Here is an 18,180-nt window from a genome sequence, read left to right on the forward strand (position 1 = left end):
CATGATTCACCATAATAATTGGTGTTGATGTTTAATTTGCTAAGCGTATTTAAAGCGTGTGTAAAAACTTACACACGCTCATACGCGATTATTTATTTAAATTTTCACGTTTCTTAATCTAAGTGCATTGGTAATTACAGATACAGAGCTAAAACTCATAGCAACTGCAGCAATAATTGGAGAGAGTAAAATACCAAAAATTGGGAATAATAATCCTGCGGCAATTGGTACTCCTAAAATGTTGTAAGCAAATGAAAAGAATAAATTTTGTTTTATATTTTTAAGGGTCTTTTTGCTTAGTGTATTAGCTTTAACAATACCTTCTAAATCTCCTTTAACCAAAGTTATTTCAGCACTTTCTATGGCCACATCTGTACCAGTACCCATAGCAATGCCTATATTAGACTGTGCTAATGCTGGAGCATCATTAATACCATCACCTGCCATAGCTACAATGTTACCTTTTTCCTGTAGTTTTTTAATATAATCTAATTTATCTTTTGGTAAACAATTCGCTTTATAATTACTCAACTTTAATTCATCAGCAACGGCTTTAGCAGTATTTTCATTATCTCCTGTTAACATAATAACCTCAATTCCTTCTTTTATTAGATTGTGGATAGCCCTTTTACTGCTATCTTTAATAGCATCTGAGATGCTTACATAACCTAACGCAATATTATTAATAGCTATATAAGAAACTGTTTTACCAAGTTTTTGTTCAGAAAGAATTTCTTTTTTTAAAGTTGAAGGAATTTTGGCGTTTATGGTTTCCATCAATTTTAAATTTCCTAAAGCAATTTTAGTTTGTTGAATGGTTCCTACAACTCCCATTCCTGAAATAGCTTCAAAGTCGGGTACTTTAGTTAATGCTGCATTTTTTTTATGGGCATATTGTACAATGGCCTTAGCCAAAGGATGTTTACTATATTGATTTAAAGAGGCTATATATCCTAAAACTATTTCGGGCTTTTCATCTAAAATGTAAATTTTTTCAACTGAAGGTCTTCCCTCTGTAATTGTACCTGTTTTATCTGTAATTAAAACATTTACTTTATTCATAATTTCTAGAGCTTCTGCATTTTTTATTAAAATTCCATTTTGAGCTCCTTTTCCTATACCAACCATCACAGACATTGGTGTTGCCAAACCTAGAGCACAAGGACAAGCTATAATTAAAACGGCTACCGAATTTACAAAAGCATAAACCAATGCCGGATCTGGCCCAAAATTGGCCCAAACAATAAATGTTATAATAGATATAACAACCACAATAGGAACAAAGTATTTAGAAATGGTATCTGCTAATTTTTGGATAGGAGCTCTAGATCTACTCGCATCACTTACCATTTTTACAATTTGAGATAAAAGGGTTTCAGAACCTACCTTTTGGGCTTTCATTACAAAAGATTTTGTAGTATTGATGGTTCCAGAATTTACATTATCATTAACCGATTTATCTACAGGAATAGGTTCTCCTGTAATCATAGATTCATCAATACTACTCGAACCTTCTACAATAATTCCATCAACGGGAATTTTTTCACCTGGTTTTACACGTAGCAAGTCATTAACTTTAATAGTGTTAATTGCCACTGTTTTATCAACCCCATTGATAACTAATGTAGCTTCTGAAGGAGCTAATTTTAATAGCTCTTTAATTGCTCCACTGGTTTTGCTATGTGCTTTAGCTTCTAACAATTGCCCTAATAAAACTAAAGTAAGAATTACTGCAGTTGCTTCAAAATAGATGTCTACATGACCAGACATCCCTTTAAATTCTGAAGGAAATACTTCTGGAAAAAATAAACCAATTATACTAAATATAAAAGCCGCTCCTGTTCCAATACCAACTAAGGTAAACATGTTTAAATTCCAAGATACTATGGATTTCCAGCATCTTACAAAAAACATCCAGCAAGTATAAAACACAATTGGAATGGTTAAAATAAACTGCAGCCAATCCCAAAAATATTGTGAAGTAATTTCTAAAAGTGGATTTTTAGGTAAATGTGATGACATAGATATGAAGAAAACAGGAATTGCTAATAAAGCTGAAATTTTCATCTTTTTAACTAACTCTTTATAGGTTTTATCTTCTTCGCTTTTGCTAGGCTCCATTAAAACTAAATCCATTCCACATTTAGGGCATAACCCTGGAGTATTCTGAATTATCTCAGGGTGCATTGGACAGGTATAAGTTGTTTCTTGACTAAGTTTAGGTTGTTCAATTAAATCCATTCCGCAAACTGGACATCCTACGTTTTTAGTATAGGTTTTAGTTCCTTCACACTGCATTGGACAATAAAAAACACCATTTCCTTTTTTTTCAGAGGTATTAGAGTGTTTTTTTTTGTCCTTTTTCCCGACGTTTGGTAATTCAATGGTATAATGTAAACCTGCATTTGTTAAAACTTGTTGTAAGTTTTCTATTGTAATATGCGAAGTCATGTCAATAATAACTTCTTTAGTTTTCAAATTTACAGTAACTTTTTTAACTTCTTTTAGGGTAGTTAATGCAGTTTCAACATTATTTTTACAACCTGAACAGGTCATTCCTGAAATGTAATAGGTATGTTTCATAAACCTTAATTTTAAATTTGATACACTTTTTTTAAGTGTTTTGGGCTATGATATTTGTATAAAATACGGTAAAAAAGAGAGTTTTTAAAACTCACTTTTTATATTTCTAAAATTTTATTTTAATTTTTTAGGTGTTTATGTTCACCTTTTTTGTTTTTTTCAAGTTCTTTTAAAGTCAAATTCATTCCACATTTTGGACATTTACTAGGTTGGCTATTTTTAATATCTAGATGCATTGGGCACGTATAAATGGGTTTTATTTTTTTAAGATTCATACCACATTCTGAACATTTACCAGGTTTATCACTTTGAATTGCTGAATGCATTGGACAGACGTAGGTATTTTTGTTTTTTACTTTAGAATGATTCATATCCATTTTTGTTGAATCATGTTTTACTTTTGTTTGCTTTTTTTGTTGAGAGAAAGCTGTTAATGTTGAAAAAAGTCCTATCAATAGAACAATGCTTAAAATTTTTGTTTTCATGTTTTTAGTGTTTAATTTACGATACTTATTAAAGTGTAAAAGTCTAAATATTTCAAAAGTTAATTGTGCACAATTTAGGTTAAATTGTATCTAATTTTTTTCGAGAACTTTGTTTTTTGTATTCAGTTGGTGTAAGCCCTGTAACCTTTTTAAACTGCCGAGAAAGATGTTGAGGACTGCTATAATTTAGATCATAAGAAATTTGACTTAAGGTTAATTCGTTATAAACTAGCAATTCTTTAACTCTTTCAATTTTTTGCAGAATGATATATTTTTCAATAGTATTTTTCTCTAAATCAGAGAAAATTTTACTTAATTGAGAATAATTTAAACCGATTTTTGATGCTAAAAAAGCGGAGTAATTTTGATTTAATAATTGATGTTTTTTGTGATGAATATTTTCAATAATTACCGTTTTTATTTGATTTATTATTTTAGCTTCAAACGTTTCAACAATTTCAAAACCCTCCTTTTTTAGAAGGATTTTTAAAATTGTTAATTCATGTTCTGTAAGTGTATTTTTGAAATGAATTTCACCTAATTTTACACATATAAATTTCAGGTTGTTTTTTCTAAGTTCTTCAGTGATAACTTTAATACAGCGATCACAAACCATATTTTTTATTGCAATTGTGAAATTCTCGAGTCTCATGTTTTTGAATTTTGTGATAGAACTACTTGCTGGTTATTCAATAGTTGCTTGTACTACACCACATTTTAGCATCATTTCTCCATAATAAGGGTTTTCTATATTTTCATTCAAACTTAACCAAATAGCACCTTTATCGCTGTTTGCCATTGGACAAAATTGTTTATATACTTTTTGATTTGCACCAAAACTTTCAACAGATTTAGTAATGTTATTAGATAGTGAAATAAACGAATTTCTTTGGGCTTTAATATCATTTGTGATTTCTATTTCTTTTGCAGAAGTAGTCAACTTATTTAAAAGAGTCATCCATAACTTATGAGATTTATTTTCAGTTAATAACTTCATATCTACAAGTTGTAAATTTTTCAACAAAATTGAAGCTTCTTTTTGAGCGACATTAGAATTATCATTCACCAATGCATCTTTAACTTGTAAATAAGCTAAGAGCACTTCATGAAGCTGTTGTTGAAATTTTAAAGGAACGTTTATTTGTTCAATACTATTTGTTGTTTCTTCTAGATTTGAAGTTTCTTGCATTCCAATATGATTTTCGTGTCCAGTAATTACGTTACCACTTTTTGTATTCATCATGCTTTTTTTACCTTGTAATTGTGCTGCAGCATCTATGGTAAAGGTTCCATTAGTAACAATTTCTTCTTGTTCATACAATCCATCTAAAATTTCATAACTATTGCCAATCTCATTTCCTAAAGTTACTTCTCTCATTTCAAAAACAGGTTCTAGACCTTCTTTTTTTACATAAACTACAGATCTTTCACCAGTCCACAAAACAGCTGATTTAGGGATGATTAGTGTTTTTTGTTGGTTGTTTTTTGTATTTGAAGGTGTAATAAAACCTTTAATAAACATTCCAGGTTTAAGAGTTCCTTTAGGATTGTTTAATTCAGCCCTAACAGTTACCGTTCTAGTTAATGTGTTTAATATTGGGTCAATAAATGAAATTTTAGCTTTAAACTCTTTGTTTGGGTTTGCATTGGTGGTTATACGAATTTCATCTCCCAATTGGATACTGGAAAGTTGTTTTTCATACGCATCAAAATTTGCCCAAACAGTAGTTAAGTTAGCAATAGTAAAAAGCCCTTGACCTTCTTTAATATAAGTACCTTCTTCAACCATTTTTGTACTAACCACGCCAGTAACATTTGCGTAAACAGGAAAATTAGTAATAATGGTTTTCGATTTCTCAATTTTATGAATCTGATTTTCTGAAAGTTTCCATAATTTTAGTTTGTTTTTTACAGCATTGTATAAGCTTACATCAGAATTTTTAATTTCTGAAGCTGTCAATAATTCTTTTTGAGCTGTTACTAATTCTGGAGAATAGATAAGAGCCAATGGTTGTCCTTTTGCTACCATTTCTCCTGTTGAATTTACAAATAGTTTTTCAATTCTTCCTCCAAAATGAGCTGTTTGTATGGCATTTGTTTTTTCATTTTCTTTAATTTTTCCAACAAGAAAAAGCCCTTCTTTAGGAGTAGTATTAAAGCCTATAACGGTGGTTTCTATATTAGCCAAAGCCAAAGCATTTGTACTCATTTTAAACTCATTAGCTGTTAGTCCATCAGCTGAAGTTTCAGCAGGAATTAAATCCATACCACAAATTGGGCAATCTCCAGGTTCAGGTTGCATAATTTGAGGATGCATTGAACAGGTCCATTGTTGATTTTCTGTTTGAGAAGTTTCGTGATTGTGGTTTTCTTCTACATTTGAAGAATTTCCAAATAACAACCATCCTGAAATTAGACCAGTTGTTAATATTCCTATGTAAATTATATATTTTTTCATCTTAGTTATCTTTTGTTAAAAATTCTAGAGTTGATTTTTGAATTTCATACTCTTTTTCTGAAATCACTTTTTTTAGTTGAAATTTTAATTGTAATTGCTGAATTTCAAGTAATTGTTCAAAATCAATTTTTGAAGTTTCATAAGCAGCTAACAATACTTTTTTTGCACTTTCTGCCTCATCAATATTTTTGATTTGTGTTGCAATTGAAACCTTTGAATTAGAAAGTTTACTTTTTGCATTTTCAAAAATGGTTTGTAATTGATTGTATGTATTAACTTTAGTTATTTCAATTGCTTTTTGCTCTAATTGTAATTGCTTTTGTTTAGAGCTGTATTTTTTAGAAAACAAAGGAAATGAAACGGTAACCATTGGCATAACAATATCTTTTCCGTTATCAGCAAGGTTTTCAATAGCTCTATTTTCAATAAAACCATAGTCTAAGCCAATTCCTATAGTTGGTAAACTTTCTTTTTGAGTTGCTAATTCAGTTTTTTTAGTAGCACTTTTTAAATTATCCAATGCTAACATTTTTGGATTGCTAGAAATGTATTCTTTGTTAAAAGTTTGTAAATCAATAATTGTTATATGATCAGCAATTGATATAACTTCGTTTTGATTTCTATTTAATAAAAGGTTGAAAGTAATTTTTTTAGCTTTCAAATTTTCTTGAATGGTATTTAATTGGTTTGTAAGCTCATTTTTTTCGATTCTAATTTTAAGAACTTCTACCATTGTAGATCGATTATTTTCTAATGCATTAAGTGCTAAATTTTCAAAAGTGTTCAGAATTTCAATATTTTGTAGTAAAATATCTTCTTTAGCTTTTAATTCAAACAACTCAAAATATGCAGTTTTAATTGCCAAAAAGAGCTTTCTTTTTGCAAAATCATAAGTGTTCAACTGGGCTTTAGCCTTAAATTGAGCACTTTCTTTTTTTGCATTTAAAGTACCAAACCAAGGCAACATTTGTGAAGCTGAGATTTTAGCTTTTTGAGCCCCAACTCTTGTTTCTACTTCTTGAGCAAAATACCCTACCGATATATTAGTATTTGGAATGCTACCCACTTCATTTATTTTTTCTAAAGCACTTTGATATTGATATTGAATGGCTTTTAATTCAGGGCTGTTTTCTGCAGCAATAGTTAAATAATTATCTAAAGTTTGCGAATGAGCTGTGAAGCTAATTAACAGCAAAATTATATGTATTAATTTAGTTTTCATTTTTCACTTTTTTTAATGAAACTTCTTGTTTAAGGCTGTATAATACTGGTACAACAAATAAGGTGATTAAAGCAATTAACATGCCTCCAAAACTTGGAATTGCCATTGGAATCATAATATCAGAACCTCTACCTGTTGAAGTTAAAACTGGTAGTAAAGCAAGCATTGTGGTGGCTGTTGTCATTAAACAAGGGCGAATTCTTTTTTCTCCTGCTTCAATTACAGAAGTTCTTATTTCTTGTGTTGTTGTTGGTTTATTTTTTTTAAAAGTTTGTGTTAAATAGGTCGCCATTACTACACCATCATCGGTAGCAATTCCAAATAACGCAATAAAACCAACCCAAACAGCAACACTTAAATTAATAGGATGCATTTGAAATAATTCACGAAGATTTACTCCAAAAACATCAAAGTTTAAAAACCATGACTCTCCATACAGCCATATCATCATAAAACCTCCAGCAAAAGCAACAGCTATTCCTGTAAAAACCATGAATGAAGTTGTTACTGAACGAAATTGAAAATATAGAATTAAAAAAATGATGATTAAGGCTAAAGGAACTACTATCGATAATGTTTTTTCAGCTCTTAATTGGTTTTCATATGTTCCAGTAAATTGGTAATTAATGCCTTTAGGGACCACCAATTCTCCACGATCAATTTGACCTTGTATTGCTTTTTGAGCTCTTTCTACCACTGTTACTTCGGCTTCATCTTTTAGTTTGTCAAATAGCACGTAGCCAACCAAAAAGGTGTCTTCACTTTTTATCACTTGAGGGCCTTGTTCATATGTAATTGAGACCACTTCTGATAATGGTATTGGACTACCATTAGGTGTAGGAACATATATTTTCTCTAAATCTTTAGGACTTGTTCTTTGCTCTCTTGGATAGCGAACACGAACTCCGTATCTCTCTCTTCCTTCAACAGTTTGTGTTAATAATTTTCCTCCGACGGAAATTTCTAAGATACTCTGAATATTTTCGATATTTAATCCATATCTAGCCAATTTATCTCTGTCTATTTCTATAAGTAAATAAGGTTTTCCAACAATTCTATCGGCAAAAACCGCTTCTTTTTTTACACCAGGTATTTGTTTTAATACAGTTTCTAATTTTAAACCAAATTCTTCTATTTGTTTTAAATTTTGACCTTTAATTTTAATTCCCATTGGAGCACGCATACCTGTTTGTAACATAACCAAACGAGTTTCAATAGGTTGTAATTTTGGAGCTGAGGTTACACCTGGAAGCTTTGTTACTTTGACAATTTCATCCCAAATATCATCAGCATTTTTAATTTTTTTACGCCAGTTTCTGTAATACTCTCCTTTAGAATCTTTAATTAAATTTCTGGTTTCTATTTTGGTTCCTGAAGCAATAAACTGCCCTGAAATTGTTTCAAATAATCCATTGTTATTTACTTTAAATTTTAATCGTTTACCCTCTTTATCTAATTTGTATTCTGGTTTGTAAATAATAACATTTTCATACATAGAAAGTGGAGCCGGATCTAAAGCGCTTTCAACTCTACCTGCTTTCCCAACAACGGTTTTAATTTCAGGAATAGTTGCTACAGCCATATCTAATTGTTGTAAAACACGCTTGTTTTCGGCAATACCAGAATGTGGCATAGAAGTTGGCATTAATAAAAAAGAGCCTTCATTTAAAGCAGGCATAAATTCTTTACCTGTATTTTTCCATACACTTACACCTAAAATAATTATTAGTGTTGGAATACTTAAAAATAGTATTTTGTTATTTAATGCCCATTTTAAAATAGTTACATAAAACCTTCTAAAAAGAATAAAACCTCCGAGTAATCCAAAACAAATAATAGCTACAAAAATTAAATTTATACTAACTGAATAATCCACTCCTAAAGGTCTCCAATAAACGCTTAATAAGGTTATAATTGCAAGTGCTGAAATAATGATATTAACCAAATTTGATTTTTTTTCAGAAAGAATTTCTTTGATTTTTAAAAGGCCAGAAATACCAAATGCTATTAATAATAAAGCAATATAATAACCACTAAATATACCAACAATACCTGTAATAATTAATCCAATATTCCCTACATATCGTCCTTTTTTTATGGGTGATTTCCATCCAAATAACCAAGCAGCAAATGGGGGAATTAAAAATAAAGCAACAATTAAGGAAGCGGTTAACGCCATGGTTTTTGTAAATGCTAAAGGTCTAAATAATTTACCTTCAGCTCCTATCATAGTAAAAACAGGAATAAAACTAATAATGGTAGTCATTACTGCAGTAATAATTGCTCCAGAAACTTCAGTAGTTGCATTATAAACTAATCTATTAATAGGAGTTTTATGACCATCTTCATCCATATGCCTAATAATGTTTTCAGATAAAATAACACCTACATCTACCATAGTTCCAATAGCAATGGCTATTCCTGATAGTGCAACAATATTAGCATCTACATTAAATAATTTCATTGAAATAAAAACCATTAAAACGGCAATTGGTAAAAGACTTGAAATTAAAATGGAGGCTCTTAAGTTGAATACCATAACAATTATTACTAAAATTGTAATTAAAATTTCTAGAGTTAAAGCTTCATCTAAGGTGTTTAATGTTTCTTGAATCAATTCAGTTCTATCATAAAACGGAACTATAGTAAGTTGCGATGTTCTTCCATCTTTTAATACTTTTGAAGGTAGTCCGGCGCCAATATCAGTAATTTGTTTTTTGACATTGGTAATAACCTCCATTGGGTTTGCACCATAACGAGCTACTACAACGCCACCAACTACTTCAGCACCTTCTTTGTCTAATATTCCTCTTCTTTCTGCTGGGCCTAATGAAACTTTGGCAACATCCTTAATTAGAATTGAGGTAAAATTTGAAGAAGTTACTACAGCATTTTCAATATCTTCAACCGATTTAATATATCCCAATCCACGAACTAAATATTCTGCTTGATTAATTTCAATGGTTTTGGCACCAATGTCTTTATTGGTATTTCTTGCAGCATTTACAACTTGTTGTAATGAGATATTATATTCTTTTAAAATATCAGGATTAACATCTATCTGGTATTCTTGTACGTAACCACCAATTGAAGCAACCTCAGAAACTCCAGAAGCCGAAGATAATGCGTATTTAACGTAGTAATCTTGAATGCTTCTTAATTCATGTAAATCCCAGCCTCCTGTTACATTTCCGTGTTCATCTCTACCTTCTAAAGTATACCAATATATTTGACCAAGCCCTGTGGCATCAGGACCTAATGCTGGTTGAACATCGTTGGGTAATAATCCATTTGGAAGCGAGTTTAATTTTTCTAAAATTCGACTACGACTCCAGTAAAATTCAACATCTTCTTCAAAAATGATATAAATACTTGAAAGTCCAAACATTGAAGAACTTCTGATAGTTTTTACCCCTGGAATTCCTAATAAGGAGGTTGTTAATGGATAGGTAATTTGGTCTTCAATGTCTTGAGGAGATCTCCCATCCCATTTAGTAAAAATAATTTGTTGATTTTCTCCAATATCTGGAATAGCATCAACAGCAACTGGGTTTCTAGGAAAGTTTCCTGTTTCCCAATCAAATGGAGCCGTAGAAATACCCCATCCAATAAATACAACTAATATGAGTACGGCTACAAGTTTATTTTCTATTAAAAATTTAATGCTTTTATTTAGCATAAGTAAGTATTTTAAATTGTTTAGAATTTTATTGTTTTTTTGCATAAAATGCACCACATTACAATCTCAGATTAATAAAAATTAATTGAGATAATATTTCTAAAAATTTAAAATCAAATTAAATAAACTTCGTCTAAGACTTGTATGTCCCAGACCAGTAAGGGTGGAGAGTAATCTTTAAATGGAACAATGTTTTTATCTAATCCTTCAAATAAATTAACATAGGTATAAATGAAAGATGCAACAAAAAAATGTTGTTCATAATTTAATTTAATGACATCTATTTTTAATTCGCTTTGTCCTTCAAATTGGATAATAACATCACTACAACAATTGTCTTTTTTAATAGTACAATCTTCAATTGGAGATGTTTGCATTTCCATACCGCAAGACTCCGCTTTAGAAAAAAGAGCGCTGTCCACTAGTAAATCACCACAAAAGTGTTCACTAATAGTAAATGACATTGTAGAAAAAAGTACTACAAATGCCATTAAAACAGCGGTTATTTTTTTAAAAACTTGTTTCATAAACTTTTACAAAGATACGATATTTTAGAATTATTTGTTTAAAACTTTGTTAAATACACTAAAAAGACTTCTATTTTTTTGTAAATGAATAAACAATGTTAAGTCAGTTTTTATGAATAAATACTATATTTGAAGTTGTTTAAATTAACAGTGTATTATTGCGAGGCATAATTCCAAGATATTAAATACACAAAAAATATTGCCTATTTACTCTGATTATTTATTAGAGAATGTTTTTTTAGTTCATCCATTAGCAGTATTAAGTAATTGCGAAAAGATTAGATTGACTTATATCAAATAGCAAGGAGATATTTTATTAGATTGGAGATTGTTATCAACTTATAGTAGAGGTCAATTTATGTTGTAAACAACGCAAAATATGGTTGTCCAAATATAAATGGCTCTTTTTAAATGTTAAATAAAAAATAGTTTAAATGATTATAAAAGAATTGAATGGAAACAAACCTCAGTTTGGGGATGATTGTTTTTTTGCAGAAAATGCGGTTGTAATTGGAGAAGTTTCTATGGGAAATCAATGTAGTATATGGTATAATGCAGTTATTAGAGGAGATGTTCACTACATTAAAATGGGAAATAAAGTAAATGTTCAAGACGGAGCTGTAATTCATGCTACGTATCAAAAGTATCCAACTAATATTGGAAATAGTGTATCAATAGGTCATAATGCCTTAGTGCATGGATGCACCATACATGACAATGTATTAATTGGTATGGGAGCAATTGTTATGGATGATTGTGTTGTTGAAAGTAATTCTATTATTGCAGCTGGTGCGGTGGTTACCAAAGGAACTCATATAAAATCTGGGAGTGTATATGCAGGAGTTCCTGCAAAAAAGGTTAAAGATATTAGTGAAGAATTAGTTTCAGGTGAAATCGATAGAATTGCAAATAACTATGTGAAGTATGCTAGTTGGTATAAGTAAATTAACTAAAAGTCTAATTTTTCAACCTTAAAATTAATAGAAACATCTTTAATAATTTGTTCTAAAATTTTTGGTTCTGAATTTGTATATAGTTGATGAACTAAATTAGTTGTTGAATTTGCTAGCAGCTTATTTTTTTCTAAAACACTTTTGGTTTGTTTTGCAACCGCTTCTCCAGAATCAATTATAATTACATTTTCTCCTATAATTTTGGTTATTTGTGAAATTAAATATGGGTAATGTGTACAGCCTAATACTAAATGGTCTATATTAAATTGAAGCATAGGCTTTAAATACTTGGTAAGTAAAGTGTTTAATTCAGCCGAGTTTGTTTTGCCATTTTCTATTAGTGTTACTAAACCTTCACCATCTTGTTCAATAATAGTTATATTTTTAGTATATTCTTTGGCGGTTTTTGCAAATAGTTTACTACTAAGAGTTCCTTTAGTAGCTAAAATACCGATGGCTCCAGTTTTACTAAATAATGCGGCAGGTTTTATAGCAGGTTCAATACCTATAAATGGAATAGGGTAGTTTTCTCTTAAATAATCAATTGCATTTGTGGTAGCTGTATTGCAGGCAACAATAATTAATTTACATCCTTTTGAAATTAAAAATTCGGTGTTTTTAATAGCTAAGGTTAAAATTTCCTGAGAAGATTTTTCACCATAAGGTGCATTTTTACTATCTGCTAAGTAAATTGTTTTTTCATTAGGTAATAACTTAATAACTTCTTTCCAAATTGAAGTTCCGCCAATTCCAGAATCAAATAAGCCAATAGGTTGATTATTTTTTGTCATTATAGTTATCATCTCTTAGATTAAAAGTAAAAAAAATCCCGCTATTGCGGGATTAAATTTTATAAGAAATTAGGTTTTTTTAGTTAATTCCTAATTTAGCTTTTACAGCAGGAAGTAAATCTGTTCCATTAGCTACAATTAAAGTTGAAGCTTCTAAAACGTATGTAAAACCTTGTTCAGATGCAACATCTTCAATAGCTTTTTTAGCTTTTTCTAAAATAGGTTTTAGCTTTTCGTTTCTTTTTTTAGTGATATCTTCTCTTGCAACTTGAGATGCTTGATACAAGTTTTGTTGGTCTTGTTGTACTTCAATTCCTCTTTGTTGGTTAACCTCATCTGTTTGAGATTTAGCTTCAGCTTCGTATTTTTTTAATTTAGCTTCCAATTTGGCTTCTTCAGCTTTCAGTTCTGTTTCGTAAGTTTTGCTTAACTTTTCTAATTCCGTATTTAATACTTTAGTTTCAGGCATTAAGCTAATTAACAAATCTGTACTAATATGACCTACTTTTGTTTGTGCTTGTAAAGAATTAAATCCCAAAGTTATTATTGCAACTAATAATAAGGTTCTAAATTGTTTCATTTTTTTCTTGTTGTTTAAATTAATTATTCTTGTTTTTTTCTTCTTTGGCTTTTTTTGCCTCTTCAATTTCCTTTATTCGTTTTTTTCTTTTTTCTTCTATAGCTTTTTTAAGGTCTTCTCTTTTTTTAAGTTGAGCGGCTTTTTTAGCTTCAATTTTCTTTTGCAGGGCGGCTTTTTTTGCAGCTCTTTCATCTACTTTTTGTTCGGCTGCATCAGTTTTTTTATCATTTATATCGTTAATGCTCTCAACTTCGTTATTTTTATTTTTTCTTTCATTTGCTTCTTCAACTTTTTTAGTTCGTGTAATACTACTAATTACTAAATCACTAATGTCAAATGAAGAATTGGTGTACAGCATTATTAAATCGCTAGACTTATCTAAAACAAAATCGTATTTACGTTTTTTTGCAATATCTTGAATAGAGTTGTAAACTAAATCTTGTATTGGTTTTACTAATTGCTTTCTTAAAAAATATAAATCACCATCCGATCCAAAGTGTGCAATTTGTAATTGTTTTAATTCTAATTCTTTAATTTCAATGTCTTCTTCTTTATCAATTATTAATTCTTCTGTTAATAACGCTTTTTCATTAATTAATTCAGCTTTTAAATTGTCAATTTCTTTTTGTTGTTTTTCAATTTCAGTTTGCCATTTAGCTGCTTTTGCATTTATTTTTGCTTGAGCATCATTATATTCAGGAATATTTTCTAAAATATATTCCATATCAATATAACCTATTTTTTGAGCCTTTTGAGCAGTAATTGTAATGGTTGAAATTAAAAACGCAAATAAAAGAACTTTTTTTGTCATAACTAATATGTATTTAGAAAAAACCGTGCCAATTTAAAAATCATTACAAATATAACTGATTTAGTTTAAAATTGTTGTCCTATTATAAAGTGTGTTTGCCAACCAGATTTTTCTGTACCTCCAGGTAGAGGATCAAATCCATGAGCAAAATCAATTCCTAATAATCCAAATGCCGGCATAAAGATTCTTAAACCTAATCCGGCAGATCTTTTTAACTGAAAAGGATTGAAATTTTTAAAACCATCGTAGGAGTTACCAGCTTCTAAAAATCCTAAGGCGTAAATTGATGCAGAAGGTTTTAGGGTTATTGGGTAGCGAAGTTCTAATTGAAATTTATTATAAACAGTACCACCATCAATAGATGAAAGTCTTCCATTTTCGTAACCTCTTAATGCAATAGTTTCTCTACCATCTAATTGATAAGAAGCCATTCCATCACCACCTACAAAGTATCTTTCAAAAGGAGAATCTCCTAACTCTTTATTGTAGTTTCCTAAAATTCCAAATTCAGTATTAGTCATTACCACCAAGTCTTTAGTTAGTGCAGTATACCATTTCCCTTTAAAACTAACTTTGTAATACTCTAACCATTTATACTTTTCACTTAACTCCATAGAGCTATAATCTTTATCATTAACCAATGAATATGGAAAAGTTAATTTTGCACCAATACTAAAGTCTGATCCGTAAGTTGGAAAAACAGGGTTTGCACCTGCAGAACTTCTTGCAAAAGTTAAGTTATATGCTAAATTATTTAAATTACCATTACTTAAAGTTAAATTTCCGATAGCCATTCCATATTCTTTTAAATCGTATAATTGATAGCTTATACTTTGTGATAAAGTAAAATAGTTATCAGGCCATTTTAAACGTTGACCTAAACCAATTGAAGCACCTATAATATTTAAGCGTTGATCTTTATCAACTTTATTAGTTAGGTAATTGTATCTAAATTGTTTTGAATTGTATATTGAAAATGATAGTGATTTAGGTTTTTTACCACCTAACCAAGGTTCTGTAAATGAGAAACTTGAAGTGGTGTAATACCTACTTTTTTGTAAGCGTAGTGATAAAGATTGTCCATCTCCAGTAGGAAGCGGTTTGTACGCTTTTTTGTTAAATAAATTTCTTACTGAAAAGTTGTTAAAGGATAAACCTAGAGTTCCAATAAAAGATCCTCCACCATAACCTCCTTGTAATTCTATTTGACTTCCTCCCTTTTCAGCAACAGTATAATCTATATCTACTGTTTTATCTTGATAGTTTGGATTGATATCTGGTGTTATAGATTCTGCATCAAAAAAGCCTAATTGACCAATTTCTCTTATGGTTCTAATAATATCGCTTTTACTGTAAAGGTAACCAGGTTTGGTTCTTATTTCTCTATAAACTACATGGTCATTGGTTCGATCATTTCCATTCACAGTTACTTTTTTAATTTTTGTAGGCTCATCTTCATAAATTCTAATTTCAACATCAATAGAATCATTATTAACTCTAGTTTCAACAGGTAAAACACGAGAGAATAAATAACCGTTATTTTGATACAGTGTTGAAATATCTTCTGAATTAGGGGTGCCATCACCTGTAACTCTTTCTTTTAATACTTTTCCATTATAGGTGTCACCTTTCTCAATTCGTAGTATTTTTTGTAATACATCATCAGTATATTTGCTGTTTCCTAAAAATTGAATATTTCCAAAAAGGTATTTTTTTCCTTCTTCAACTTTAATGTTTAAGTTTAGGGTATTATCATCATTCCAAGTCATAGAATGATCTAAAACTCTAGCGTCTCTAAATCCTTTTTCGCTATACGTTGTAACAATATTTTCAAGGTCTTCTTTAAAGTTTGCATCAATATATTTAGATCCTTTCCAGAACCTTCCAATCATTTTTTTCTTAGTATTTTTTAAAGCCTTTCTAAGCTTTTTTTGACTAAAGGCATCGTTACCTTCAAAGGTGATATTCTTAATTTTTATTTTTTCGCCTTTGTCAATATTAACTAACATATTAACAGTGTTAACTTGCGAACTATCGGGTCTGGTGTTTAAAGTAACTTTGGTTTTAAGGAATCCTTTTTCTTGATATTTCTTTTTAAAGTAATTTTTTGTAGTTACTATTAAATTGTCTGTAACCATTGCTCCTTTTTTAAGTTCGGCATCAGATTGTAAATCTTTGGCTTTATTTTTTTTAACACCTGTAATAGTTACATTATTTAATTGTGGTAATTCTTCTATTTCAAATTCAAGGTAGGCAACATTTCCATCAATTTTTGAAATGTAAACTTCAACATTACTAAATTGTTTGGTTTCGTATAGTTTTTTTATGGCGCTGGTTAGTTTGTCACCAGGTAATTTTATTTCTTGACCAACTTTTAAACCTGTAAACACTTTTACGGTTTGTTCTTCAAATTTTTTGAGTCCTTTAACAGAAATTCCACCAAGCTCGTAGCTGTTTTCTTTTATAAAAGTTGGTGTTTTAGGAGTTGTTGGTTGAATGCTATCCTTAACTATGGTGTCAACTTTTGCTTGAATCTCTTTTAATTCATTTTCTTTTATTTCTTGTGCGTTAACTAAATTAACTGTAAAAAAAACTGATAAAAGTAAAAGGGCTATGTTTGATTTATTCATTGATTTTTTCAATTTGTTCACTTATTTTTCCGAATCTTCGTTCTCGGTTTTGATAATCTATTATTGCTTCAAATAAATTTTCTTTTCTAAAATCTGGCCAAAGGGTATCTGAAAAATACATTTCGGCATAGGCTAATTGCCATAATAAAAAATTACTGATTCTTTTTTCTCCGCTTGTGCGAATCATAAAATCAACATCAGGCAAAGAAAACGTATATAAATGATTATTTATAATATTTTCATTAATTTCTTCAATCTTAATTTGATTATTAACAACTTTTTTTGATATATTTCTGATAACATTAACAATTTCGTCTCTTGAACCATAGCTTAAAGCAAGCGTTAAAGTTAAAGCGGTGTTGTTTTTAGTTTTTTCAATTACCTCAGTAAGCTCAATTTTAACCTTTTCAGGTAAAAGATTAATATTACCGATAGCGTTTAATTTGATATTGTTTTTTTGAAGTGTTTTTAATTCCTTTTTTAAAGATGAGACTAGTAAAGACATTAATGTTTTTACTTCTAAAGCGGGTCTATTCCAATTTTCTGTTGAAAATGCGTATAAGGTTAAATAATTTACTCCAATTTCGCCACAGCCTTCAATCACTTCTCTAACAGCGGTAACTCCATTTTTATGTCCAAACACCCTTGGTTTCCCTTTCAATTTTGCCCAACGACCATTTCCATCCATAATAATGGCAATGTGATTTGGAACTTTGTTTTCAGCAATATATGATTTTATATCTTTCATTAATAAGGGGTTGCATAACAAGGAGGTCTTCCAAAAGTATATACAATAGATATGCCACTTAGCATATACCAATCGTTACTTTTTGGGTTTCCAAAGGTTAGTGTATTTATTTTAGGATTATTATAATCTAGGTCATCAACAAATGTATATCTTGCTCTTAGTTCAAACGCCACTGCAAAATCATGAAATAATTTAGTTTTATAGCCTATACCAAAAGGAATAGCAAAAGAAGTGTTAGAAGTATATTCGTAATTTTTTGGAGCGGGTTCTTTTGAAACAATATTGTAATTAAAAGCAGCAAGTTCAACTAATAAATATGGTGTTTTACTTTTTCTGAAATCATCGATATTATATTCAAAAAAATTAAACTCTAAACCAACAGCTAATTCTTTTATACTATTGTTAAACCCTATACCTCTGTAGTATCTTTGTTGGTTGGTAGAATTGGTATCATCGGCAGAAATATGAGCGTAAGTAAATGTACCTCTTAAAGCCATTCTTGGATTTATATTTTTTTTGTAAATAAGTCCTCCCATAAAATCATTCGGATTTATATAATATTCAGATCCGATATCTCCAATGTAATTGCTACCACCTACAAAAACACCAATTTCATGAATTTGAGCTATTGAACTTGTTGTTATTGAGATGAATGCAAAAAATACAATTAGTTTTTTCATAAATAAAATAGCGTGCAAATATAATTAATTATA

The 18,180-nt window shown here is 29.8% G+C and carries 14 protein-coding genes; 1 reads left to right on the forward strand and 13 read right to left on the reverse strand.

What is annotated here, in order from left to right; all coding sequences use genetic code 11:
* Positions 1–96: 96 nt before the first annotated feature.
* The 7 genes from Q0714_RS10445 to Q0714_RS10475 all read right to left on the reverse strand — a co-directional run bounded on the left by Q0714_RS10445 (position 97) and on the right by Q0714_RS10475 (position 10,954).
* Complete coding sequence (locus tag Q0714_RS10445) at positions 97–2,583, reverse strand: heavy metal translocating P-type ATPase (RefSeq protein ID WP_298264764.1); 2,487 nt, start codon at positions 2,581–2,583, stop codon at positions 97–99.
* Between the two features lie 119 nt (positions 2,584–2,702).
* The gene (locus Q0714_RS10450) at positions 2,703–3,068 is read right to left on the reverse strand and encodes a heavy metal-binding domain-containing protein (protein ID WP_298264765.1); all 366 of its coding nucleotides are present in this window, start codon (positions 3,066–3,068) and stop codon (positions 2,703–2,705) included.
* A gap of 79 nt (positions 3,069–3,147) precedes the next feature.
* Complete coding sequence (locus Q0714_RS10455) at positions 3,148–3,720, reverse strand: AraC family transcriptional regulator (protein ID WP_298264766.1); 573 nt, start codon at positions 3,718–3,720, stop codon at positions 3,148–3,150.
* Between the two features lie 33 nt (positions 3,721–3,753).
* Positions 3,754–5,526: an efflux RND transporter periplasmic adaptor subunit gene (locus Q0714_RS10460; RefSeq protein WP_298264768.1), complete on the reverse strand. Its 1,773-nt coding sequence runs from the start codon at positions 5,524–5,526 to the stop codon at positions 3,754–3,756.
* Position 5,527: 1 nt separating this feature from the next.
* The gene (locus tag Q0714_RS10465) at positions 5,528–6,748 is read right to left on the reverse strand and encodes a TolC family protein (protein WP_298264770.1); all 1,221 of its coding nucleotides are present in this window, start codon (positions 6,746–6,748) and stop codon (positions 5,528–5,530) included.
* A complete protein-coding gene (locus tag Q0714_RS10470; RefSeq protein WP_298264771.1) occupies positions 6,738–10,427 on the reverse strand; it encodes an efflux RND transporter permease subunit in 3,690 nt (1,229 codons plus the stop codon). The genes Q0714_RS10465 and Q0714_RS10470 overlap by 11 nt, the downstream gene beginning before the upstream one ends.
* A gap of 113 nt (positions 10,428–10,540) precedes the next feature.
* Entirely contained in the window at positions 10,541–10,954 is a 414-nt protein-coding gene (locus Q0714_RS10475) for a hypothetical protein (RefSeq protein WP_298264773.1), read from the reverse strand.
* Positions 10,955–11,388: 434 nt separating this feature from the next.
* Between Q0714_RS10475 and Q0714_RS10480 the strand changes: the two genes are divergently transcribed.
* Positions 11,389–11,898 (forward strand): gamma carbonic anhydrase family protein, encoded by a 510-nt coding sequence (locus Q0714_RS10480; RefSeq protein ID WP_298264774.1) that lies wholly within the window; start codon positions 11,389–11,391, stop codon positions 11,896–11,898.
* Positions 11,899–11,903: 5 nt separating this feature from the next.
* Here the strand turns inward: Q0714_RS10480 and murI are convergent, their stop codons facing one another.
* From murI to Q0714_RS10510, 6 genes are all read right to left on the reverse strand, one after another.
* Positions 11,904–12,698, reverse strand: a complete 795-nt coding sequence (gene murI / locus Q0714_RS10485; RefSeq protein WP_298264776.1) for a glutamate racemase — start codon at positions 12,696–12,698, stop codon at positions 11,904–11,906.
* A gap of 79 nt (positions 12,699–12,777) precedes the next feature.
* Positions 12,778–13,278, reverse strand: a complete 501-nt coding sequence (locus Q0714_RS10490; RefSeq protein ID WP_298264778.1) for an OmpH family outer membrane protein — start codon at positions 13,276–13,278, stop codon at positions 12,778–12,780.
* Positions 13,279–13,297: 19 nt separating this feature from the next.
* Positions 13,298–14,089: an OmpH family outer membrane protein gene (locus Q0714_RS10495; RefSeq protein ID WP_298264779.1), complete on the reverse strand. Its 792-nt coding sequence runs from the start codon at positions 14,087–14,089 to the stop codon at positions 13,298–13,300.
* Between the two features lie 65 nt (positions 14,090–14,154).
* Positions 14,155–16,719: an outer membrane protein assembly factor BamA gene (bamA, locus tag Q0714_RS10500; RefSeq protein WP_298264781.1), complete on the reverse strand. Its 2,565-nt coding sequence runs from the start codon at positions 16,717–16,719 to the stop codon at positions 14,155–14,157.
* The gene (locus Q0714_RS10505; RefSeq protein WP_298264783.1) at positions 16,712–17,467 is read right to left on the reverse strand and encodes an isoprenyl transferase; all 756 of its coding nucleotides are present in this window, start codon (positions 17,465–17,467) and stop codon (positions 16,712–16,714) included. Before Q0714_RS10505 ends, bamA begins: the two co-directional genes overlap by 8 nt.
* Positions 17,467–18,147, reverse strand: coding sequence for a DUF6089 family protein (locus tag Q0714_RS10510; RefSeq protein ID WP_298264785.1), 681 nt, complete (start codon positions 18,145–18,147; stop codon positions 17,467–17,469). The genes Q0714_RS10505 and Q0714_RS10510 overlap by 1 nt, the downstream gene beginning before the upstream one ends.
* Between the last annotated feature and the right edge of the window lie 33 nt (positions 18,148–18,180).

It is taken from the genome of uncultured Lutibacter sp. (assembly GCF_947493565.1).
Taxonomy (GTDB): domain Bacteria; phylum Bacteroidota; class Bacteroidia; order Flavobacteriales; family Flavobacteriaceae; genus Lutibacter; species Lutibacter aestuarii.